General features: G+C 65.1%; 14 protein-coding genes. 5 read left to right on the forward strand and 9 right to left on the reverse strand.

Annotated elements, in window-relative coordinates:
- The first annotated feature begins 16 nt into the window (after positions 1 to 16).
- Positions 17 to 2,419 (forward strand): GcvT family protein, encoded by a 2,403-nt coding sequence (locus JF290_RS13765; protein ID WP_199025468.1) that lies wholly within the window; start codon positions 17 to 19, stop codon positions 2,417 to 2,419.
- A gap of 31 nt (positions 2,420 to 2,450) precedes the next feature.
- On the opposite strand, the gene JF290_RS13770 is transcribed toward JF290_RS13765, so the two are convergent.
- Positions 2,451 to 5,888 (reverse strand): indolepyruvate ferredoxin oxidoreductase family protein, encoded by a 3,438-nt coding sequence (locus JF290_RS13770; RefSeq protein ID WP_199025469.1) that lies wholly within the window; start codon positions 5,886 to 5,888, stop codon positions 2,451 to 2,453.
- A 139-nt stretch (positions 5,889 to 6,027) separates the two neighbouring features.
- On the opposite strand from JF290_RS13770, the gene JF290_RS13775 reads away from it, so the two are divergent.
- Together JF290_RS13775 and JF290_RS13780 are read left to right on the forward strand one after the other, a co-directional pair.
- The gene (locus tag JF290_RS13775; protein ID WP_199025470.1) at positions 6,028 to 6,486 is read left to right on the forward strand and encodes an Lrp/AsnC family transcriptional regulator; all 459 of its coding nucleotides are present in this window, start codon (positions 6,028 to 6,030) and stop codon (positions 6,484 to 6,486) included.
- 107 nt (positions 6,487 to 6,593) lie between these two features.
- Complete coding sequence (locus JF290_RS13780; protein ID WP_199025471.1) at positions 6,594 to 8,396, forward strand: NAD(P)/FAD-dependent oxidoreductase; 1,803 nt, start codon at positions 6,594 to 6,596, stop codon at positions 8,394 to 8,396.
- A 100-nt stretch (positions 8,397 to 8,496) separates the two neighbouring features.
- Here the strand turns inward: JF290_RS13780 and JF290_RS13785 are convergent, their stop codons facing one another.
- Both JF290_RS13785 and JF290_RS13790 read right to left on the reverse strand, forming a co-directional pair.
- Entirely contained in the window at positions 8,497 to 10,422 is a 1,926-nt protein-coding gene (locus JF290_RS13785) for a DUF3604 domain-containing protein (RefSeq protein WP_233155374.1), read from the reverse strand.
- A 109-nt stretch (positions 10,423 to 10,531) separates the two neighbouring features.
- Entirely contained in the window at positions 10,532 to 10,930 is a 399-nt protein-coding gene (locus JF290_RS13790) for a DUF3307 domain-containing protein (protein WP_199025472.1), read from the reverse strand.
- Positions 10,931 to 11,110: 180 nt separating this feature from the next.
- Here JF290_RS13790 and JF290_RS13795 point away from each other — a divergent pair, with 180 nt between their 5' ends.
- The gene (locus JF290_RS13795; RefSeq protein WP_199025473.1) at positions 11,111 to 11,800 is read left to right on the forward strand and encodes a hypothetical protein; all 690 of its coding nucleotides are present in this window, start codon (positions 11,111 to 11,113) and stop codon (positions 11,798 to 11,800) included.
- A 65-nt stretch (positions 11,801 to 11,865) separates the two neighbouring features.
- Complete coding sequence (locus tag JF290_RS13800; protein WP_199025474.1) at positions 11,866 to 14,937, forward strand: ABC transporter transmembrane domain-containing protein; 3,072 nt, start codon at positions 11,866 to 11,868, stop codon at positions 14,935 to 14,937.
- A gap of 35 nt (positions 14,938 to 14,972) precedes the next feature.
- Here the strand turns inward: JF290_RS13800 and JF290_RS13805 are convergent, their stop codons facing one another.
- The 6 genes from JF290_RS13805 to JF290_RS13830 all read right to left on the reverse strand — a co-directional run bounded on the left by JF290_RS13805 (position 14,973) and on the right by JF290_RS13830 (position 21,161).
- Complete coding sequence (locus JF290_RS13805; protein WP_199025584.1) at positions 14,973 to 15,257, reverse strand: ArsR/SmtB family transcription factor; 285 nt, start codon at positions 15,255 to 15,257, stop codon at positions 14,973 to 14,975.
- 111 nt (positions 15,258 to 15,368) lie between these two features.
- Positions 15,369 to 16,601, reverse strand: coding sequence for a mandelate racemase/muconate lactonizing enzyme family protein (locus tag JF290_RS13810; RefSeq protein WP_199025475.1), 1,233 nt, complete (start codon positions 16,599 to 16,601; stop codon positions 15,369 to 15,371).
- Positions 16,602 to 16,675: 74 nt separating this feature from the next.
- Entirely contained in the window at positions 16,676 to 17,767 is a 1,092-nt protein-coding gene (locus tag JF290_RS13815) for a Zn-dependent alcohol dehydrogenase (RefSeq protein WP_199025476.1), read from the reverse strand.
- Positions 17,768 to 17,852: 85 nt separating this feature from the next.
- Complete coding sequence (locus JF290_RS13820; RefSeq protein ID WP_199025477.1) at positions 17,853 to 19,052, reverse strand: TCR/Tet family MFS transporter; 1,200 nt, start codon at positions 19,050 to 19,052, stop codon at positions 17,853 to 17,855.
- A gap of 52 nt (positions 19,053 to 19,104) precedes the next feature.
- Positions 19,105 to 20,448 (reverse strand): lyase family protein, encoded by a 1,344-nt coding sequence (locus JF290_RS13825; protein ID WP_199025478.1) that lies wholly within the window; start codon positions 20,446 to 20,448, stop codon positions 19,105 to 19,107.
- Entirely contained in the window at positions 20,448 to 21,161 is a 714-nt protein-coding gene (locus JF290_RS13830; protein ID WP_199025479.1) for an alpha/beta fold hydrolase, read from the reverse strand. Before JF290_RS13830 ends, JF290_RS13825 begins: the two co-directional genes overlap by 1 nt.
- Between the last annotated feature and the right edge of the window lies 1 nt (position 21,162).

The following is a 21,162-nucleotide window of genomic DNA, read 5'->3' on the forward strand; positions in this document are numbered from 1 at the left end:
CGGGGAGGGAACGGGCATGAAGTCGCACTATCGGGTGGTCGTCATCGGGGGCGGCGTCGTCGGGGCCTCGGTTCTCTATCATCTGGCGAAGTTCGGCTGGAGCGATGTCTGCCTTCTGGAACGCTCGGTCCTGACGGCAGGCAGCAGCTGGCACGCCGCGGGCGGGTTTCATGCGCTGAATGCGGACCCCAACATGGCGGCGCTACAAGCCTATACCATCGACCTTCTGGAGGAAATCCAGACTGAAAGCGGGCAGGATATCGGCCTGCACATGACCGGTGGTCTGACCATGGCCGGCACGCCCGACCGCTGGGAATGGCTGCAATCGGCCTACCGCGTGTTCCAATCGATCGGCATCGAAGATTGCCGTTTGGTGACGCCCGAGGAGGCTGGAAAGCTCAACCCCATCATGTCCACCGATGGTTTCCTGGGCGGTATGTGGGCCGACCGCGAAGGCTATCTCGACACTACCGGCACCGTCCACGCCTATGCGGGGGCGGCGAAAAAGCGTGGCGCTTCCGTGTTCGAACACACCATGGTCAAGGATCTGATCCAGACCGCCGAGGGCTGGCAGGTCGTCACCGACAAGGGCACGATCACCTGCGAACACGTGGTCAATGCCGCAGGCCTCTGGGCGAAACAAGTCGGGCGCATGGCTGGCATCGAACTGCCCGTGAGCCCGCTCAAGCATCACTACCTGGTTTCCGACACCATCCCGCAGCTCGAACAGATCGATTTCGAAGTCCCGATGACCGTCGATCTCGAAGGCTTCACCTACCTGCGGCAAGACCAGAAGGGCGTGCTGCTGGGGATCTACGAAATCGACACCGAACACTGGGCGATAGATGGTGCGCCCTGGGATTACGGGATGGAACTGTTCCAGGAACAGACGGACCGGATCGAAAACGAACTGACCCTCGGATTCGAACGCTATCCTTGCCTGCAAGAGGTCGGCGTCAAGACCTGGGTCAACGGCGCCTTCACCTTCAGCCCCGATGGCAACCCACTGGTCGGCCCGGTGCCGGGCAAGCGCGGCTACTGGTCCGCCTGCGCGGTGATGGCGGGCTTCTTGCAAGGTGGCGGTGTCGGAAAAACGCTGGCGGAGTGGATGATCCACGGCGAACCCGAGGCGGACGCCTGGCCGATGGACGTGGCCCGCTATGGCGACTATGCGCAGAACAAAGGCTATATCCGCGAAACCACCGGGCAGTTCTATTCCCGCCGCTTCGTCATGACCTACCCGAACGAACAGCTTCCCGCCGGGCGGCCTGTGAAGATGGCGCCGGCCCACGACGCGATGGCGTCGGCGGGCTGCAAATGGGGCGTGAGCTGGGATCTGGAGGTGCCACTCTACTTCGCGCCCCATGGCTTTGAGGAAACGCCGACGCTGAAACGCTCCAACGCCCATGATATCGTGGCAGCGGAATGCCGCGCGATCCGGGAAAACGTCGCGCTTCTGGACATCACCGGCTTTTCACGGTTCGAGGTTTCGGGGCCGAACGCGACCGGGTGGCTCGATCACCTGATGGCGGGAAAACTGCCGCCGCCGGGACGAGCGCGACTCGCGCCGATGCTGGGCGAAACCGGGAGGCTCAAGGGCGACCTGACGCTGCTCAACTGGGGCGACGGGCGCTACTGGATCATGGGCAGCTACTATTTGCGCGCCTGGCACATGCGCTGGTTCGCGGATCACATGATGGACGGCGTCACGGTGCGGGACCTGGGCGATGAAGTTGCGGGTTTCGCGGTGATCGGCCCGAGGTCGCGCGACGTGATCGCCGGCGTGGCTGAACAGGACATCGCGGCGTTGCCCTTCATGGGCTGCGGGCCATTCGACGTCGGCCTGATCCGCGCCCATGTGGCGCGCATGTCGGTGACGGGCGAGATGGGCTATGAGATCAATTGCCGCATGGGCGATCACATCGCCCTGCGCCGCCTTCTGCTACAGGCGGGCGCGGGTGACGGCATCCGCGAGGTCGGCTTCAACGCGCTGCTCTCGACCCGGCTGGAAAAGAGCTTTGGCATCTGGTCGGCGGAATTCACCCAAGGCTACACACCGGCGATGACCGGGTTGGATCGCTGGATCGACTGGGACAAGGAGTTCGTCGGCAAATCCGCCGCGCTGGCGGAAAAGAACGGACCCGGTCCCGCCCAACGGCTCGTCACGCTCGAGATCGACGCGGCTGACGCCGATGCCAGCGGCTATGAGCCGGTTTGGAGCGGGGACGAGAAGGTCGGTTTCGTGACCTCTGGCGGCTATGGCCATTGGACGGGGAAATCGCTGGCCATGGCACTGGTCGATCGCGCCCATGCTGGGATCGGCACCGATCTGTCCGTGCACGTGGTCGGGGTCGAGCGCGCGGCCCGAATTATCGCGCCCTCGCCTTATGACCCCGAAGGACGCGCCATGCGCGCCTGAGTGTCTCCGGCCAGCAAAGAGCCGGAGACACTCAGGCCTCTGCGGGGGCCAGCGCGGCGAGTGCCGCCTCGGCCTCCGCACGGGCGGATCTCGCAGCGGCGGTGCGCACCGGGCCGTAGCCCCGGATCTCGTCCGGCGCCGAGAGGATCGCCTCGCAGACGGCGTGGGTCTCGCTCGTGCACACTGCGGCGACGCGCGGAAGCAACGCCTCGTACCAAGCCAGCACTTCGCGGTTGAGCCGCGCCTCGGCATGATAGGCGAAGGGGTCCAGCACGCTGCCGCGCAGGCGTTTCAGCGTCGCCAATCCCCGCAGCACCGGTGTGAGCCATGGGCCGAAGGTGCGTTTCAGAGGTCGGCCTCTCGAATCTCGTCCCGGGCTGAGCAGCGGTGGCGCGAGGTGATAGTTGATCTTGAAGTCGCCTTCGAACTGCGCCGCCAGCCGTTCCGAGAAGGCAGGGTCGGTCTGCAGGCGCGCGACCTCGTATTCGTCCTTGATCGCCATCAGCTTGAACAGCCCGCGCGCAGCGGCAAGGCGCAACGTTTCGGGCGCATCTGACGGAAGAACATCGGCGAAGGAGGCGAGCGTGTCGCGATACCGGTCGGCATAGGCGGCATCCTGGTAGGCCGTCAGGAACTCGGCCCGCCGGTCGATCATCTGTGCCAGCGTTTCCGTCGGCGGCGCAGGGTCGTCCAGAAGTTCGGCCAGCCTGTCGGGGGCCGCGGCCAGAACCCGACCCAGCGCGAAGGCTTTGCGGTTCGTTTCGATCTGCACGCCGTTCAGCAGGATCGCCTGTAGCAGTGCCGCGTCGCTGACGGGCACGAGGCCGGCCTGCCACGCCGCCCCCAGCATCATCACATTGGCATAGACCGCATCGCCCAGCAGCCGTTCGGCCGCGCGGCGCGCGTCGAACGCGGTCAGGTTCGCCGCGCCGATCGTCTCGGCAATCACTGCCGTGCGCGCATCGATCCTGAGCGAGGCATCGCGGTTCAGGACCAGGTCACCGGTCGGCATCTCGGCGAGGTTCAGCACCATCCGCGTGCCCTCGCGATAATGCATCGATGCCTTGGGGGCGGAACTGACCACCGCGTCGCAGCCGATCACCGCGTCGGTTCCCCGCGCATCGATGCGCACCTGGTTCAGCGCGGTTGGGCTTTCGGCCAGCCGCACATAGCTGAGCACGGTGCCGAATTTCTGCGCGAAGCCGGTGAAGTCGAGAACGCTGGTGCCGCGCCCCTCCAGATGCGCCGCCATCGTGATCAGCGCGCCGACCGTCACCACCCCGGTGCCGCCGACGCCGGTGACCAACAGGTCGAACGGGTCCTTCAGGGCTGGCATGGACGGCGCGGGCAGATCGGCGGTCAGGGCTGCGATGTCCAGATCGGCCGTCTCGGGCGCGCGCCTGGTCGCGCCGGTCACGGTCACGAAGCTAGGGCAGAAGCCGTCAAGACAGGAGAAATCCTTGTTGCAGGAATCCAGGTTGATCCGGCGCTTTCGCCCGAAAGGCGTATCGACCGGTTCGACCGACAGGCAGTTGGACTGCACCGAACAGTCGCCGCAGCCTTCGCAGACCAGCTCGTTGATGACGGCGAATGTCGGCGGATCGTCCATCGTGCCACGCTTGCGGCGACGGCGTTTTTCGGTGGCGCAGGTCTGTTCGTAGATCAGAACCGTGACACCGGGGATTTCACGCAACTCGCGCTGCACAGTGTCCAGCGCCTTGCGGTCGTGAAAGCTTGTGCCGGTGGGAAACGCGCCGCGGTCGAACTTGCCAATGTCATCGGAGATCAGCGCGATGCGGGCGACCCCTTCGGCGCGACAGGTCTGGGCGATGCCGGCAACCGACACCGGCCCGTCGACCGGTTGGCCGCCGGTCATGGCGACGGCGTCATTGTAAAGGATCTTGTAGGTGATGTTGGTGCCAGCCGCGACCGCCTGCCGGATCGCGAGAGAGCCGGAATGATACCAGGTTCCTTCGCCAAGGTTCTGGAAAATGTGCTTGTTTCCGGTAAACTTGCTCGCCGCCACATGCGGCACGCCCTCGCCGCCCATCTGGGCATAGCCGTCGGTGTCGCGGTTCATCCAGCTTGCCATGACATGACAGCCGATGCCACTGGCGGCACGCGAGCCCTCGGGCACCTTGGTCGACGTGTTGTGCGGGCAGCCCGAGCAGAAATAGGGCGTACGGGTCGCCCCTTTGACGGTCAGCAGGGTGGGAGGCGTGTCGGTCAGGGCGCGGGCCTTTTCCGGCAGGTTTTCATCGGGAAAGAACGCATGCAGCCGCGCGGCGACGATCGGCACCAGCAGCAGTGGTGACAGCTCTCCGGTCCAGGGGATCAGCGGGTTGCCCTCGCTGTCATGCTTGCCGACCATCTTTTCCGGTTTTGCGCCGGGCCAGTCATAGAAATGCTCCTTGAACTGGCTTTCGATGATGCCGCGTTTTTCTTCGACCACGAGAACCTCGTCCTTGTCCGTGACAAAGTCGAGCGCGTCTCGCCGCGCCAGCGGCCAGACCATGCCGACCTTGTAGATGTCGATGCCAAGGCGGTGGCAGGCAGCATCGTTCAGGCCCAGAAGACGCAGCGCCTCCATCAGGTCCAGGTGTGCCTTGCCGGTGGTGACGAAACCGAACCGCGCCTCGGGTAGATCATGAATACGCCGGTCGATCGGGTTGGCTTCGACAAAGGCCTGAACAGCGTCCAGCTTGTGGCCGATGCGGGTCTCGATCTCGGGGCTGGGCAGGTCGGCCCGGCGCACATGCAGCCCGCCAGGCGGTGCGGTATAGTCGGGCTGCACGAACACCCGATCGGGGCGCAATTCGACCGAGCGCGCAGATTCGACCGTTTCGCTGATCGCCTTGAACCCGACCCAGGTGCCGGAAAACCGCGACAGGGCCAGCCCGTATTCGCCGTACTCCAGGTATTCGTCGACCGAGGCCGGGTTCAGCGTGGGCATGAACCAGGCCATGAAGGCGACATCGGACTGGTGCGGCATGGAACTGGACACGCAGCCATGATCGTCGCCCGCCACGACCAGCACACCACCCCTGGGCGCGCTGCCATAGGCGTTGCCATGTTTCAGCGCGTCGCCTGACCGGTCGACGCCCGGTCCCTTGCCGTACCACATGGAAAACACGCCGTCATAGGCGCAATCGGGGTCGAGACTGGCCTGCTGCGCGCCCAGAACGGCGGTAGCGCCCAGATCCTCGTTCACCGCCGGCATGAAGGTGATCTCGGCCTCTTTCAGGCGGTTCTTGGCGCGCCAGAGTTCAAGATCGAGCGCGCCGAGAGGGGAGCCGCGATAGCCCGAAACAAAGCCCGCCGTGTTCAGCCCGGCGGCCCTGTCACGTCGGGCTTGGTCGAACATGATCCGCGCCAGCGCCTGCGTGCCGGTGAGAAAAACGCGCCCTTGGGTGCGGGCATAGCGATCGTCCAACTGGTAGGTGTCGAAACGGGGATCGGGAATGGTCATCTGGAGCCTCCTTGTCGCGCGAGGCCGGAAGAGTAACCCGGATCGTGTGGAAAATACTGTCAGCTTTGGGCGCAAAAAGTTGTAAACGGGGAAAATACTGTCACATTATAGCAAGAATGTGAAACGGGGTGCCACTCGGATGGAGCTAGACGACAAGGACCGGCGCATCCTTGCCATGCTGCAGGGCGATTGCCGTCTGTCCAACGCCGATCTGGCGGAAAAAGTAGGCATGTCGACCTCGGCGCTGTGGCGGCGGGTGCGCAGCCTGGAGGAGGCGGGTGTGATCGAACGCTACGGCGCCGTGGTCGATCCCGCGCGGATGGGGCTGGGGTTTCACGCCATCGTCCACGTGCACCTCACGCGGCATGACCGGGACCGGGTGGGGGGTTTCATCCGTGCAGTGCGCGGACGCCCCGAGGTGCAGGAGTGCTATGCCACGACCGGGCAGAGCGATTATCATCTGCGGGTGCTCTGCCGCGACCTTGAAGCCTACAACGCCTTTCTCGAGGAGTTCCTGTTCCGGCAACCGGCGGTCGAGAGCGCGCAGACCAACCTGGTTCTGCGGACCATAAAACGCGCCGGACCGGTGCAGGGTTGACAGGCAAGCGCCCGCGACGAAAGTGTCGGGTTCCCTGGCGTAAATCTGTTCGCCCGACAGCGCGTCCCGTGTCACACTCTCACCTGCAACATTTGGGAGGATGACGCATGCTCGACACTACACTCAACGACCAGGTGCAGGGATTGCTCGACACGTTTGGCGCTGCGCTCGAGCGCAGCGATATCGACGCGGCGGTGGGTATGTTCCTGGACGATTGCTATTGGCGTGATCTCGTGACCTTCACGTGGAACATCAAGACAATGGAGGGCAAGGAGCAGGTTCGCGACATGCTTTCGACGCAGTTGTCCGCGATCGAACCCAGCGGGTGGCAGATCGCCGAGGGCGAGGTTGCGAGCGAGGAGGGCGGGATCACCACCGCCTGGATCAGCTTCGAGACCGGAGTGGCGCGCGGCTATGGGCTGATCCGCCTGAAGGACGGGCTGATCTGGACGCTGTTGACCTCGATGACCGAACTCAAGGGCTTTGAGGAACCATTGGGATACGAGCGCCCCCTCGGGGCCAAGCATGGTGCGGCCAAGGGTCGGTTGTCCTGGGCCGAGGAGCGCGAGAAGGAGCAGGCGGAACTGGGCTACGACACCCAGCCCTATACCGTCATCATCGGCGGTGGGCAGGGCGGCATCGCGCTGGGGGCGCGGCTGCGGCAGCTGGGGGTGCCGACGATCATCGTGGAGAAGAACGACCGGCCTGGCGACAGTTGGCGCAACCGTTACAAGTCGCTCTGCCTGCATGATCCGGTCTGGTATGACCATCTGCCCTATCTGCCCTTCCCGCCGAACTGGCCGGTGTTTGCGCCCAAGGACAAGATCGGCGACTGGCTGGAAATGTACACGAAGATCATGGAGTTGAACTACTGGACCCGGTCGACCGTCGAACACGCCGAATATGACGAGGCGAGCAAGGAATGGACCGTCACCGTGAACCGGGACGGAGAAAAGGTGGTGCTGAAGCCCAGGCAGCTGGTCTTTGCCACGGGTATGTCGGCCAAGCCGAACATGCCGGACTTTCCGGGCATGGACAAGTTCAAGGGCGATCAGCACCATTCCAGCAAGCACCCTGGCCCGGATGCCTACGTGGGCAAGAAGGCGGTGGTGATCGGGTCGAACAATTCCGCCCATGACATCTGCGCCGCCCTTTGGGAAAACGACGTGGATGTCACGATGGTGCAGCGCTCCTCTACCCATATCGTGCGCTCGGAACCCCTGATGGAGATCGGGTTGGGAGACCTGTATTCCGAACGCGCGGTCGAGGCCGGGGTGACGACGCAGAAGGCCGACATGATCTTTGCTTCGCTGCCCTACCGGATCATGCACGAGTTTCAGATCCCGATCTATGACAAGATCAAGGAGGTCGATGCGGAGTTCTATGCCGGGCTTGAGAAGGCCGGCTTTCAGCTCGACTGGGGCGCGGATGGCTCGGGCCTGTTCATGAAATATCTGCGACGCGGGTCGGGCTACTACATCGATGTGGGTGCCAGCCAGTTGATCATCGACGGCAAGATCAAGCTGAAGGCGGGGCAGGTCAGCGAGATTGACGAGAACGGAGTGATTTTCGAGGACGGGTCACGGCTGGACGCGGACCTGATCGTCTATGCCACAGGCTATGGGTCGATGAACGGCTGGGTTGCCGATATCGTCGACCAGGAGACCGCCGACAAGGTCGGCAAGGTCTGGGGGCTGGGGTCGGATACGCCCAAGGATCCGGGGCCCTGGGAAGGCGAGCAGCGCAACATGTGGAAGCCGACCCAGCAGGAGGCATTGTGGTTTCACGGCGGCAACCTGCACCAGTCGCGGCACTACTCGCAATTCCTGTCACTTCAGTTGAAGGCGCGGATGGAAGGGGTAGACACGCCCGTCTATGGTTTGCAGGAGGTGCATCACACCGGGCGGTGAGGTTGGCGGGACGCCGTCCAACCCGGGCCACCGCAGGGGTGGCCCGGTCGGTTTTGGCTGTTTTCGCTCTGACAGAAGACGAGCGCCGCGCCAGATCGGCTTACTCCGCCGGTGAATACCAGATCGGCGAGGTGTAGGCGCGTTCGGTGACGACCATCGTCACCTCTGGGCCGGGCGTGTTGCCGAAATAGGCCGCGTCATAGGCGGTCCAGCGCGGGGTGGGGATTTCCAGCACGCGGGCATAGTAGACGGCCCGTTGCGCCGGGTCGAAATCGGGGTCCTGCCAGACGGTGATCAGGTCGGAGGAACCGATTGTATTGGCCCAGGTCGCGTTGGCCACGTCGACCGTGCTGCCGACCAAAGGTACCTTGCCGTCCGCACCCGGCTCGCGGTCGCCGGACCAGACCACGTCGTACACCTTTTCCTGCATCTCGCCGTTGCCGTCGACCCAGCCCTTGACGATCTGGATGCGGTCGAGGTTGCCCGAGAGCGGATCCTTCAGCGCGGCGACGAGGAAGCCGGGCACGGCATCGTCTGATGGCGCCGGCGGCAGGTCCGCACCCATCGGGACACCCTTGCCATAGCCGATCGCGCCGGGGTTGCGGCCCTGCGCGTCGGCGGGTTCGAACTCCCAGCCGCCGAAGAAGCGCACCAGCATGCGGGGACCGGTGGTGCCGTAGACTTCCTTGCGCTTCATCGCGTCCCAGATCGATGCGCGGGAGTTTTCCGCGGCCCAAACGGCAGTCAGCCCCGAGGCCCCCAGCGTCCAGTCCTTGATGGTGCGACCTTCGAAATCGAACGCGTTGGCCGTCATCCGTTCCACGCCCGGTTCGCTGGCGGGGAACTTGCCGAAGAAATTGTTCTCCTCGGCCGAGGATATCCCGGTGTGATCGTCGGTCGAGCCGACGAGGCCGAACTTGAACGGGTTGGTGCCGAGCTGGTCTTCCAGCAGCAGGCCGCGCTTTAGGGCCTGGCGGGCGTATTCGTACTCGATCATGCCGGGTTCCTTAGGCACCACGTTGAGGTTGCCCTTGTCCCAGATCTCGAAATCCGCAAATTCATCGGCAGGCGCAAGGCTGGGGTGCTGTTCTGAGGTGCCCTTGCTCTGCGTGACCTCGTAGAGCGGCTCCCACCGTTGGCGCGCCGCTGCCCAGTCGGCGTCGATCGGCTGGCCGTCCGGGGTTTCGGTTGCGAACATAAGTCCGTTGGACAGGTTGCCATTATGCGGGATCGCCAGCACGCGGCCGCCGGTTTCGGCCTCGTACGTTTGCATCCAGTCCCAGAGCTCGTTGGGGATTTCGGTGTCGAACGTGGTCAGCGGCCGCACCCGGTCGGCCAGCGCCTTGCCGTCGCGGTAGATCACGTTGCGGTGCAGGTTGTTGCCGCCGCCGTAGTTCGATGTCCATTCATAGCCGATCATGGCGGAAAAGGTGCCAGGGTCGTCATGGCTTTCGACGATTTCGGTCATCTTGCGCCACATGTCGAATTGAACGGTCTTGTCGGTCACCGCTTCGGGCAGTTTGCCCTGACCTTGCAGGGTGATCATCTCGATGACCACGGCGCTGGCCGCATCGCCACCGGCGTTCATGCCCTTGTTCCATTCCTTCAGCTTGGGATCGGCCAGCAGGGCCGGATCTCCCGCCAGAACGCCGGCCATGATTCCGAGCGCATCGGAATGGTCGGCGACAACCATCCAGTCATAGGGCCGCGAGAGCTTGACCTGCTGGCCGGTGCTGGAGGTGATCTCGGCTCCCTTGGCATAGCGCAGCGCCGCGTCGGGGTCGACGCGGGTGCCGCTGGCGATCGCATCGGGCGACCAGGACGTATGCAGGTGCTGTTCGCCCCAGAGCGGGATCATCGGATAGCTGCGTCCGGCATAGGGGGAATACCCGGGCTGGCCGAAAAACCGTTCGATCCGGTCCGCCTGGATGGTTCCTGCGTCGGTGTTGACCTGGGCGATCCCGGTCTGCGCCAGGGTGGCCAGAGCGAGGATCGTCGTTGCGCGAAGGGCGATGCGAAGGGTCATTCTGGGTCTCCCGTTGTCTGCGATGCGCCACCCGGACGAACAGCGCCGGAACACTCGGTCAAACGGTATCACGGTGGCGTGACAACGCAACGGTGCAGAGCGTTCGCGGTCAGCCGGACGGCGCGGTGATAACGACCCAGGCCCAGACCATGGCGATATAGGTGAACTGGTGCAGCGCCTGGTCGAGCCCTGCCGCACGCCAATACCCGGCATCGGTGGGGCCGAGGCCGCTTTGCGCGGAATGCCGCGCCTTGGCCCAATCGATGTGGAAATGCACAATCCATTCCGCGACGCAGAGCGCCAGGATCAGCCCCCAGGGCGCGCCGATCAGGGCGAAGGCGATCGCCGAGCCGAGCGCGTGAACCGCAGCGTGCTGGGCGCGGCCCAAGTGCAGATAGGTCGCGCGTCCGGTCAGCATGCGGGGTGTCTGCAGGAAATAGTCACCCAGCATATGCTTCATCTGCAACAGGCAGAACAGGATCAAAATTGTACTCGTAACGTCGGACACGGTGGCCTCCCGTTTCACACTGGGAACAGCTTAGGAGGTTCGGGGTCATGTCGCAATCGCGCTGGGGCGGCGGGGAAATCCTTGACCGGTGAGCGCGGCGTGGACAGGGTGAATTCGGGCACACGACCAGACCGGCGCCCTGGTGGGTTTGCGCGCCGAGCGTTCGTGAAAGGACAGTCCATGAACCTGAAAGACTATGCTACGCCGTCGGCCGTGCTAAAGAATTGCACCGGCGAAACCAAGATCGAGAGTTTCGGCAAGATATCCGAGCGGCTGGACAAAGCCGCCGACGAGATCGACCGCGAGGCCGCCAAGCTGGGCAAGGCCATCCGGCAGGTCAACCCAAAGACCGATAAGTTGCAGCAGGAGTTCAACAAGTTGTCCCAGCAGATGGCCCTCGCCGCGCGCTATGGTTCGGATGCGGCCGAGGAGATGCGCGGCGCGTCCTATGCTCTGCGCGATCTCACCAAACTCTACGTGCGCGAACTCAAGGAGGCGACCGAGACGACGAGCGCGTTGCAGAGCATGTATTCGACCCTGGCGAAAGCCATCGACAAGGCCAACAAGTCGAACAGTTCCGGCGACAGGATGAAGGCCGAGATCGCCGCGAAAGCCTATGAAAAGGCCTGCAAGGCGGCGGAGAAGAAGTTGTACGTGCTGGGGCAAACGGACAAGCGAGTGCAGAAAATGTACGAGAAATCGGCGCAGTTCTCCAAGAACAGTTATCTGACTTCGGCCGAGTCGATGGAGCGAGTCCTGACCCGGATCAAGAACTATCTCGGCAAGGGCGAAATCGAGGTCGCGAAGGTCAAGGACGAGTTTTCGAGCGTGAAATCGGACCTGGCCTGGGTCAAGACCTTTTCCAAGTAGCGCCGCGTCCGCGCCCGCCTTGCCCATTGCGCCGGGACGGGTCGGGTTGCTAGGCTTGCGGATCAATGGGAAGAACCGTGGCGGTGCCGGGGGCGGCGCCGGCGCGGCGGGTTTGGAATAGTGTTATAGAACGTTCGATTTTCGGGTTCATCTGGAAGTACTCCAAGCGCGATCAGCTGATCCTGCTGGTTGTGACTTCCGCCCTTTTCCCTCTGCTCTACCTGACGCTCGAACTGCCTAAAAGGATCATCAACGACGCCATCGGCTCGCAGACCGCGACCATCGATGTACTCGGCATGCAGATCGGTCAGGTGACGTTCCTTGGCCTTCTGTGTGGTGCCTTCCTTGTGTCGGTCCTGCTGCACGGGCTGCTCAAGATGCGCATCAACACGATGAAGGGCGTGCTGAGCGAGCGGATGCTGCGCCGGCTGCGCTATCAGCTGATCGCGCGCATCCTTCGCTTTCCGCAGCCCTATTTCGAACGTGTCAGCCAAGGCGAGCTGGTGTCGATGGTGACCGCCGAGAGCGAACCAATGGGCGGGCTGATGGGCGACGCGATCAGCCAGCCTGTGCTGCAGGCAGGGCAGATGCTGACGATCCTGACCTTCCTGTTTCTGCAGAGCGTCTGGTTCGGGCTGGCGGCGGTGGCGCTGATCCCGCTGCAGGCCTGGCTGATCCCGATGTTGCAACGCCAGATCAACCTGCTGAACAAGACGCGCATCCACGAGGTGCGCGTCCTCGCCAGCACGATCGGTGAGAGCGCGGCAGGGGCGGCGACGCTGCGCAGCCATGGTGGCTGGCGTTATCGCCTGGCGCAGATCACCGACCAGCTGGGACGGTTGTACGAAATCCGCTTCGAGATCTACCAGAAGAAATTCTTCATGAAGTTCCTCAACAACTTCATCTCGCAGCTGACGCCGTTCTTCTTCTTTTCGGTCGGGGGCTACCTGGTGCTGCAGGGGTCGGTCTCGCTGGGCGCGCTGGTGGCGGCGCTGGCCGCCTACAAGGACCTGTCGAGCCCGTGGAAGGAGCTTCTGACCTTCTACAACCAGACCCAGGACATGTCGACGCGATGGGAGGTGCTGCTCGAGCGGTTCGCGCCGTCGGGGATGATCGATGCCGATCTGATCGAGGGCGCGCCGGACGAGATTCCGCATCTGACCGGAGACATCGTGCTGGACACGGTGAGCGTGCGTGACGGTGATGGCAACGATGTGCTTGAGGAGGTATCGGTCACGATCCCCGCAGGCGCAGTGGTCGCCATCTCCGCACCGAGCGCCGAGGACCGTCGCGCCTTCGCGGAACTGCTGGTGCGCGAGGTGATCCCGGCGAGCGGGCGGGTGACGATCGGCGAGCACGACCTGTCCAAGCTGCACCAGGCGGTGATCGCGGCGCGGATCGGCTACGCGACCTCGCAGCCGGTGCTGTTTCAGGGCACGTTCGGCGACAACGTGATGATGCCGGTGCGGGCGCGGCCGGGATCCGCCGCCTCGGAAAGCGCGGCGCTGCGCGAGGCTGTCCGCGCTGGCAACAGCGCGGACCCGCTGGAGGGCGACTGGATCACGCCCTCGATCGCGGGTCTGGACGATCCCGACGCGCTGCGCGACTGGTGGTTGCGCCTTGTCGACGGAATGGGATCGGGCACGACACTGTTCCGCAAAGGGCTGGAACAACGCTTCGTGAACAACATGCCTGACGAATTGATGCAACGCATCGTCTCGCTGCGGCCGGTCGTGCAGCAGGCCTTGCGCGACGCCGGGCTGCGGCAGCACGTCTTTTTCATCAGGTCCGACATGTACAATCCGGGGCTGCCGCTGGCCGAAAACCTGACCCTCGCGACCCCGCGCCGTCCGATAACGCGCGAGATCCTGGCCGAGCAGACCGGCTTCATCGCGCAGCTGCGGGCGCTCAAGCTCGACCGTGACATCGCGGGGTTGAGCCGGGATGTGATCCTGCTGTTGCGGCAGACCTTCGGCGTCGACGGGACCGACCACCCGCTGTTCGACAAGCTGGGGCTTGACCCCGGCACCTACGAGGCGGCACTTGCCCTTTTGGGACGGCTCGACAAGGGCGGGTTGAGTGGCCTTAGCGACAACGAGATCGCGACGCTTCTGATGGTGCCCTCGCTGATCACCGCCGAGAAGATCGGCCCGGCCTTTCCCGAGGACATGAAGGCGCGGGTGCTCGAATTGCGCAAGAGCCATGCCGGTGACCTGCAGCGCGGTCTGGGAGAGCTGTTCGTGCCGTTGGACGCGGAGACCTATGCGCCCGGCCTGTCGGTCCAGGACAACGCGTTGTTCGGCAAGCTGTCGGACACCGCCGGCGTTGCGGCCGAGGAGGTGCGCGCGCTGGTCGCGCAGGTGCTGCTCGATCACGGGCTCCGCGGGCAGATCGTCGACCTGATCTACGACTTGCCGATCAGTCTTGGTGGCAGCAATCTGCCGCGCCAGTTCGCCGAACCCTTGGCGCTGAGCCGGGCGACGATCAAGCGGCCCGACATTCTGATCATGGACAAGGCATTGGCAAGCTATGACCTCGAAACCCGGATCTCGGTGCACAAGCGTTTGCGCAGCCTGTTGCCCGACACCACGCTGATCTATCTTGACGAGAGCTTCGCACGGGAGAGCGTGTTCGATGCCTATTTCGACCTGGAACAGGGTCGCATCGTGACCGAGGACACCGGCGTTGCCGGGGCCGGGGACAGCGCCGCCGGCGCCGATCTCGCGCGCAAGCTTCGAGCGCTGGAACGGGCCGACCTGTTCTCGGGCCTGAGCCGCAAGCAATTGCGGCTGTTGGCCTTCGGTGCGCGCTGGTACGAGGTCAGCGCCGGACAGATGGTGTTCCAGAAGGGCGACGCGCCAACCGATGGTGCCTATGTGCTGCTGGAGGGCAGGGCGGACCTGATCCTGCCGGGCAGCGACGGGGATCCGGACGAACTGATCACCACGGTTGGCCCCGGCGCGCTGGTCGGTGAACTGGGCCTGATCCGAAACGAGCCGCGTGCACTGACCATGGTGGCCACCAGCGATCTCAGGGCGCTGCGCCTCGGCAAGGAACAGTTCCTCGATGTGGTCGAGCACGACGCCGCGACGGCGTTCCGTCTGCTTCAGGTGGTGGCCGGTTACGTCAAGAACTGAGGCTAATGCCCGTCATTGACCGATCTCGGTGACGCTCAGTCGGTGCTGCAGAACAGCGAGTAGAGCAGACCGATCACCTGCTCGGTATTGCTGTCGGACAGCGAGTAGTAGATCGTCTTGCCCTCTCGCCGCGTCGCGACCAGTCCCTCTTCGCGCAGGCGCGCCAGCATCTGGCTGACCGCCGCCTGGCGGATCGCCAGCAGTTTTTCCAGCTCTCCGACCGACTTCTCGCCCGCGCCGAGATGGCACAGGATCATCAGCCGACCCTCATGCGCGAGGGTCTTGAGATAGGCCGCGGCTTCGCACGCACGGGCCGCCATATCCGCGGGCGGTGGTGCTTTGATCTCTTCAACGGTCTGGACTGTCACGGTCTTGGGCTTTCGCAGCGGTTCACATCATACATCCTCTATGTAACATTCTTTTGCTGCATGTCACCCCTCTGTTGCCGGCGCCCCGCCCTGAAACGCGTTGCCACGCTGATAATCGCAAGGCTCGTCGCGCATTTCCAGGTGCAGTCCGGTTCCCAGGTACGGATGCGCGCGGGCGAGATCTTCATCGACTTCGATGCCCAACCCCGGCGCGGTCGGCGGCGTGATGAACCCCTCCTCGACCTTGATCGCACCCTTGATGAGGGCCGAATGGAACGGCGTTTCGATGGTTTCCGCCATCAGGATATTGGGGATGCTGGCGGCAAGCTGGATATTGGCCGCCCATTCCACGGGCCCGGCATAGAGATGCGGCGCCATCTGCGCGTTATATGCCTCGGCGAGCGCGGCGACCTTCTTCATCTCCCAGATGCCGCCGGCGCGCCCCAAGGCGGGCTGCAGGATGCTGGCCGCCCCGGTCTGAAGGATGGCCGCAAATTCCGCCTTGGTGGTCAGCCGCTCGCCGGTGGCGACAGGGATGCGCACCGCCTGCGCGACACGGGCCATCTCGGCGGGATTATCCGGCGGCACCGGTTCCTCGAACCAGAGCGGGGAATACGGCTCGAGCGCCTGACCCAGCCGGATCGCCCCGGCCGTGGTGAATTGCCCATGCGTGCCGAAGAGCAGGTCGGCCCTGTCGCCCACCGCCTCGCGGATCGCGGCGCAGAACGCCACGGATTGCGAGATGTCTCGCATCCCCGGCATGTGGCCACCACGCATGGTGTAAGGGCCGGCCGGGTCGAACTTGACCGCCGTGTAGCCCTGCCGAACCATCTCCGCCGCGCTTTCGGCGGCCTGGTCCGGCGCGGTCCAGAAATCGCTCAGGTTATGCTGTGCCAGCGGATAAAGGTACGTATAGGCGCGGATGTGCGCGTTCATCCGCCCGCCGATCAGCGCGTGCACCGGGCGATCGCGGTCCTTGCCGAGAATGTCCCAGCAGGCGATTTCCAGCCCCGAGAATGCGCCCATCACTGTCAGGTCGGGCCGTTGCGTGAAGCCACTGGAATAGGCACGGCGGAACATCAACTCGATATTCTCGGGATTTTCGCCCTGCATGTGCCGCCCGAACACATCCTCGATCACGCCGCGCATCGCGTCGGGCCCTACCGAGGACGCATAGCATTCGCCCCAACCAACGATCCCGGTGTCGGTGGTCAATTTGACGAGGATCCAATAGCGCCCCCCCCAACCTGGCGCGGGCGGCGCGGTCACGATGATGTCGAGGTCCTGCAATTTCATCGCGCGCTCCGCTCCTTCATCTTCGGTCCAATACTCCGGGGGCCGCCGGCAGGCGGCGGGGGCAGCGCCCCCTCTCACCTGTCGAACAGGATCACGTTGCGCTTCGCACTTCCGGTCTTGGTGTCGGCGATCGCTTCGTTGATCTGCGACAAAGACCACCGCCCCGAGATCAGTTCGTCCAGTTTCAGCCGCCCCTGCTGGTAGAGATCGACCATCCAGGGAATGTCGCGCTGGATCACCGTGTCGCCCATCTTGGAGCCGATCAGCCCCTGGCCCTGGTAGGACATGCCCATCGGGTTGTATTCGGCATTGGCCTCGGCATGCGGCATGCCGATCATGATCGCCTTGCCGCCCCAGCCAAGATAGCGCGGCGCGTCATTGTAGGCCGCCGCCGCGCCGACGGTGACCAGCACCGCGTCCGCGCCGCGCCCACCCAGTGCCTTTTGCGCCGCGCGCCAGGGTTTGGGGGACGTGGCCAGCACGCCGTGGGTTGCGCCGAATTCCTTGGCGATCGCCAGCTTCTCCTCGATCATGTCGACAGCGACGATGCGACGGGCGCCGGCGATGCGCGCACCCTGGATCGCGTTCAGCCCGACGCCGCCGGCGCCGATCACCACCACGTCCTGCCCGGCGCGCAGACCGGCGGCGTTGACCGCCGCGCCGACCCCGGTGATGACGCCGCAGGACAAGAGGCAGGCCGCCTCCTTGGGCATGTCTGCGGGGATCTTCACGATCTGGCTGTGATGCACCACGACCTTTTCCGCGAATGCTCCGCAGGCCATCGCCTGCAGCAGCGGGCCACCATCTGCGGTCTTGATCGAACCCTGCACGCCGTCATTGGGGGTTTCGCAGATCGTCGGTTTGCCGCCGGCGCAGTTCGGGCACGACCCGCAGGCGCGGATCAGGGTCACGATCACGTTGTCGCCGGTTTCGAACCCGGTGACGCCCGCGCCGAGGCCGGTCACGACGCCGGCGGCCTCGTGGCCATAGACCGCAGGCAGGTGCCCGCCCCAGGCCCCTTCGGCATAGGAAATGTCCGAATGGCAGATCGCGACGGCGTCCAGCGTGATCTCGACTTCGCCGGTGCCGGGGTCTGCGAGCTGGATATCCTCGATCACGAGCGGCGCGCCGAAGTCGCGGCACACGGCGGCTTTGATGGTTTGCATGGAAGTCTCCCCGGTTTCGTTTCGGCGCAAGGTGGACCGGGGCGCGCCGCATCGCAAGGCCGAATGCGCCGCGATCCGGTCGCCTTCAGACCGTGGCAGGGCGTGATTTCAGAAACAAAGCCAGCCCGAGCAGCATCAGCAGCAGCGACACGACAAAAGGCGCGCCCGGAAAGTAGACCGCCGTGTCCCGGTGGGTGAAGGTGGCGAATACCGAAGTCATCAGCAGCGGAGAGATAATCATCGACAGGGCGCTGACGCTGGTCAGCACGCCCTGCAGTTCGCCCTGCGCGTCGTCCGGCACGGCCTGCGACATGATCCCCTGCAGCGCCGGCGTGATCACCGCGCCAAGCGCCGCGATGGGCGTCAGGATCAGGGCCAGCGTGCTGCTGGTCACCACCGCGATCAGGCCGAAGGCGAAGATGTCGAAGACATGGCCATACACCACCGTGCGCCATTCCCCCAGCCAGCGCAGAACCAGCCGGATCAACCCGCCCTGCACCACGGCCATCATCACCCCGAACAGGGCCAGAGACAGGCCGATGGTCTGCGGGCTCCAGCCGAACCGCTCCTGCGTGAAGAAGGACCAGATCGAGGGATAGACGTGAAAGGCCACGGAATAGATGAAATAGACCCAGAGCAGCCGCCCGATCCCCGGCAGCCGCCCGACGCTGCGGAACGCGCCCAGCGGGTTGGCACGGTGCCAGGAGAACGGGCGCCGGATGCGGTCGGTGACGGTTTCGTGCAACACGAAATAGCCGAACACGGTGTTCAGCGCCGCCAGCGCGGCGGCGGCATAGAAGGGCGCCCGGGTGCCCAGTTCGCCCAACATCCCCCCGACCAGCGGGCCGAGCACGAAGCCGACACCGAAACCCGCCCCGATCAGGCCGAAATTCACCGCCTTTTCGCCTGGCTTGGAGATGTCGGCCATGAAGGCGCTGGCGGTGGCGTGGGTGGCGGCGGTTATGCCGCCAATGATGCGCCCAAAGAGCAGCAGCCAGATCGACCCGGCCAGCGCCATCACCAGGTAGTCCACCGCCATCACCGCGAGCGAGATCAGCAGCACGGGCCGGCGGCCGAACCGGTCCGACAGGTTGCCCAGAAGCGGGCTGAACAGGAACTGCATCACCGCGAAGACGGTCGACAGGACGCCGCCCCAGAGCGCCGCCGTGGCGAGCGATCCTCCCTGCACTTCGAGGATCAGTTCGGGCATCACCGGCATGATCAGCCCGATGCCCATGGCATCGAGCATGACGGTGATCAGGATGAAAAGGACGGGCAGGCGCACCGGATGGCTCCATCAAGGGGCGGGCGCGTCATGGCCCAGCCGCGCACCGCCGTCATGGCGCGGAATCGACATTTGCCGCCACGTCAGCGGCGAAGCGCCGCGCCTCCTCGGGAGCGCGGCCCATCTGGCGGGCCGGGTCGAAGAGGGTTGCGGTGTCGAGCCATGGATGCGCCTCGACCGCCAGCTCGGCAAGTAATCTGCCGCTCTGCTGCGCTGCGCGGCAGAGCGTCTTGACCTCGGCCTGCGCCTCGGGCCGGGGCATCCGTGCGGCGAGCGCGAAGCTCAACGCTTCGGCATGGATCAGGCCCAGCCCGCCGCCAAGCGCATCCGCCATCGCCGTGGCGTCCGGCGCAACATTGGCCGACAGGTCGCGGGCGATGCGGGCGGCGCTGGCGGCGCCCAGAACGATCTGGGGCAGGCACATCCATTCGGTGAACCAGGTCGCGCCGTCGCGCTGGTGCCGCGCCAGGGCCGCGCCCTGCAAGACGCCGTGCAGCCCGGTGGCCTGCCGCGCCAGCGCGACCAGCGCCGAGGGAGCGACCGGGTTCTGCTTCTGCGGCATGGTCGAGGACGACCCGGCGCCGCCGAGCGTGATCTCTCCGATCCCGCTTTGCGCCAGTTCGGTCAGGTCTTCGCCCATCTTGCCGCATGCAAGGGTGACGCGGGTCAGCCAGTCGGCCAGTCGCAGGAGCGGAGTGCGGTCCGCATGCCAGTTGCGCCGTGGATCGCCCAGGCGCAACTCGGCGGCCAGATCGGCGCGCAGGGCGGCAGCGTCGGGGCCGAGTTCGGAGGCCGTGCCGGCCGCGCCGGCAAGCGACACCAGGAGGCAGCTGTCGCGCAACGCGGGCAGTTCGCCGACCAGTGCCAGCAGCGGCGCGCCCCAGCCGGCGGCCACCGCGCCAAAGCTGGTGGGCGTGGCGTGCTGGCCATAGGTGCGCGCGGCCATCGGCAGGTCGGCATGGTCCGTTGCCAGCCGGGCGAGACCGTGCAGGACCTGCGCCATATCGGTTTCGACCAGCGCCAGCGCCTGACGCAGGCGCAGCATCAGACCGGTGTCGATGATGTCCTGAGAAGTCGCGCCCCAATGCAGGTATTGGGCGTGTTCGGGCGCCTGCATCTCGGCCCGGAAAGCGGCAAGCAGGCCAGGCACGGTGACGCCGTTGGTGCCGGTCGCGCCGGCCAGTGCGCCGGGATCGATCTGTACCTCCATCACCATGCGCGAGATCAGCGCGGCGCTATCCTCGGGAATGATCCCGCGCGCCGCCTGGACCCGCGCCAGCGCGCCCTCGACCAGCAGCATGGCCCGCAGGGCGGCGCTGTCGCTGAACAGGCGCCCGGCTTCGCCGGTCGGAAAGAGCTGCGCGTGCAGCGGGCTGTCAAACACCGAGGCGGCCATCAGAGCAGTCCGGCGATGCGATGCAGCCTGAGCGCCAGCCCGGTCGGATCGGAGAAGAAGGGAGAATGCGAGGTGGGCATTTCGAAGACATGGTCGGCGGGCCAGTCCCGTGTCATTCGGGCCTGGTATTCCGGTGGAATGGTGCGGTCATCGGCGCCGCGGATATAGAACTTGGGCACGTGTGCAAACCGGTTGGTCAGGGTCAGCGGCGTTTCCTGCGGCGCGATCGCCTGTGGGCAGAGATGGTCCATCGCATAGGACACGGTGGCATCGGGGCAATCGTGGTAGAACAGCGCCCGAACGCGGTCGGGCACCAAACTGTAGGACAGCCCATCGGGCGCGCGCTCGACCGCTCCGGTCAGGGTCTGCCTCGGCCCGGCCTTGCGCATGTCGATCATCGAGAGGCCCGAGACCGGCACATAGGCACAGAGATAGACCAGCGCGCGCATTGCCGCCGGATCGGCCTCGGCTGCGGCGCTGATCGGGTAGCCGCCCCAGGAATGACCCAGAACGATGCTGTCGGGCGTGCTGGCGGCAAGGACCGCGTCGCGGGTCAGGTCGAGCGTCACCTCGGACAGGGGCGTCGTGTCGTCGCCGTGGCCGGGGAGATCGATGGCGTGGGCGTCATGGCCGAGGTTTGCAAGCTCCCCCAAGAGGTCACGCCAGCACCATGCCCCGTGGCAGGAGCCGTGTATCAGCAGGAACCGCGCCATG

The sequence above is a fragment of the Sedimentitalea arenosa genome (genome assembly GCF_016428585.1).
GTDB classification, from domain to species: Bacteria; Pseudomonadota; Alphaproteobacteria; order Rhodobacterales; family Rhodobacteraceae; genus Sedimentitalea; species Sedimentitalea arenosa.

What these genes read in the sequence shown, in the direction of transcription:
- JF290_RS13765 (WP_199025468.1), top strand. Translation starts at nt 17, where the DNA reads ATGAAGTCGCACTATCGGGTGGTCGTCATCGGGGGCGGCGTCGTCGGG.
- JF290_RS13770 (WP_199025469.1), bottom strand. Translation starts at nt 5,888, where the DNA reads ATGACCATTCCCGATCCCCGTTTCGACACCTACCAGTTGGACGATCGC.
- JF290_RS13775 (WP_199025470.1), top strand. Translation starts at nt 6,028, where the DNA reads ATGGAGCTAGACGACAAGGACCGGCGCATCCTTGCCATGCTGCAGGGC.
- JF290_RS13780 (WP_199025471.1), top strand. Translation starts at nt 6,594, where the DNA reads ATGCTCGACACTACACTCAACGACCAGGTGCAGGGATTGCTCGACACG.
- JF290_RS13785 (WP_233155374.1), bottom strand. Translation starts at nt 10,422, where the DNA reads ATGACCCTTCGCATCGCCCTTCGCGCAACGACGATCCTCGCTCTGGCC.
- JF290_RS13795 (WP_199025473.1), top strand. Translation starts at nt 11,111, where the DNA reads ATGAACCTGAAAGACTATGCTACGCCGTCGGCCGTGCTAAAGAATTGC.
- JF290_RS13800 (WP_199025474.1), top strand. Translation starts at nt 11,866, where the DNA reads ATGGGAAGAACCGTGGCGGTGCCGGGGGCGGCGCCGGCGCGGCGGGTT.
- JF290_RS13805 (WP_199025584.1), bottom strand. Translation starts at nt 15,257, where the DNA reads ATGGCGGCCCGTGCGTGCGAAGCCGCGGCCTATCTCAAGACCCTCGCG.
- JF290_RS13810 (WP_199025475.1), bottom strand. Translation starts at nt 16,601, where the DNA reads ATGAAATTGCAGGACCTCGACATCATCGTGACCGCGCCGCCCGCGCCA.
- JF290_RS13815 (WP_199025476.1), bottom strand. Translation starts at nt 17,767, where the DNA reads ATGCAAACCATCAAAGCCGCCGTGTGCCGCGACTTCGGCGCGCCGCTC.
- JF290_RS13825 (WP_199025478.1), bottom strand. Translation starts at nt 20,448, where the DNA reads ATGGCCGCCTCGGTGTTTGACAGCCCGCTGCACGCGCAGCTCTTTCCG.
- JF290_RS13830 (WP_199025479.1), bottom strand. Translation starts at nt 21,161, where the DNA reads ATGGCGCGGTTCCTGCTGATACACGGCTCCTGCCACGGGGCATGGTGC.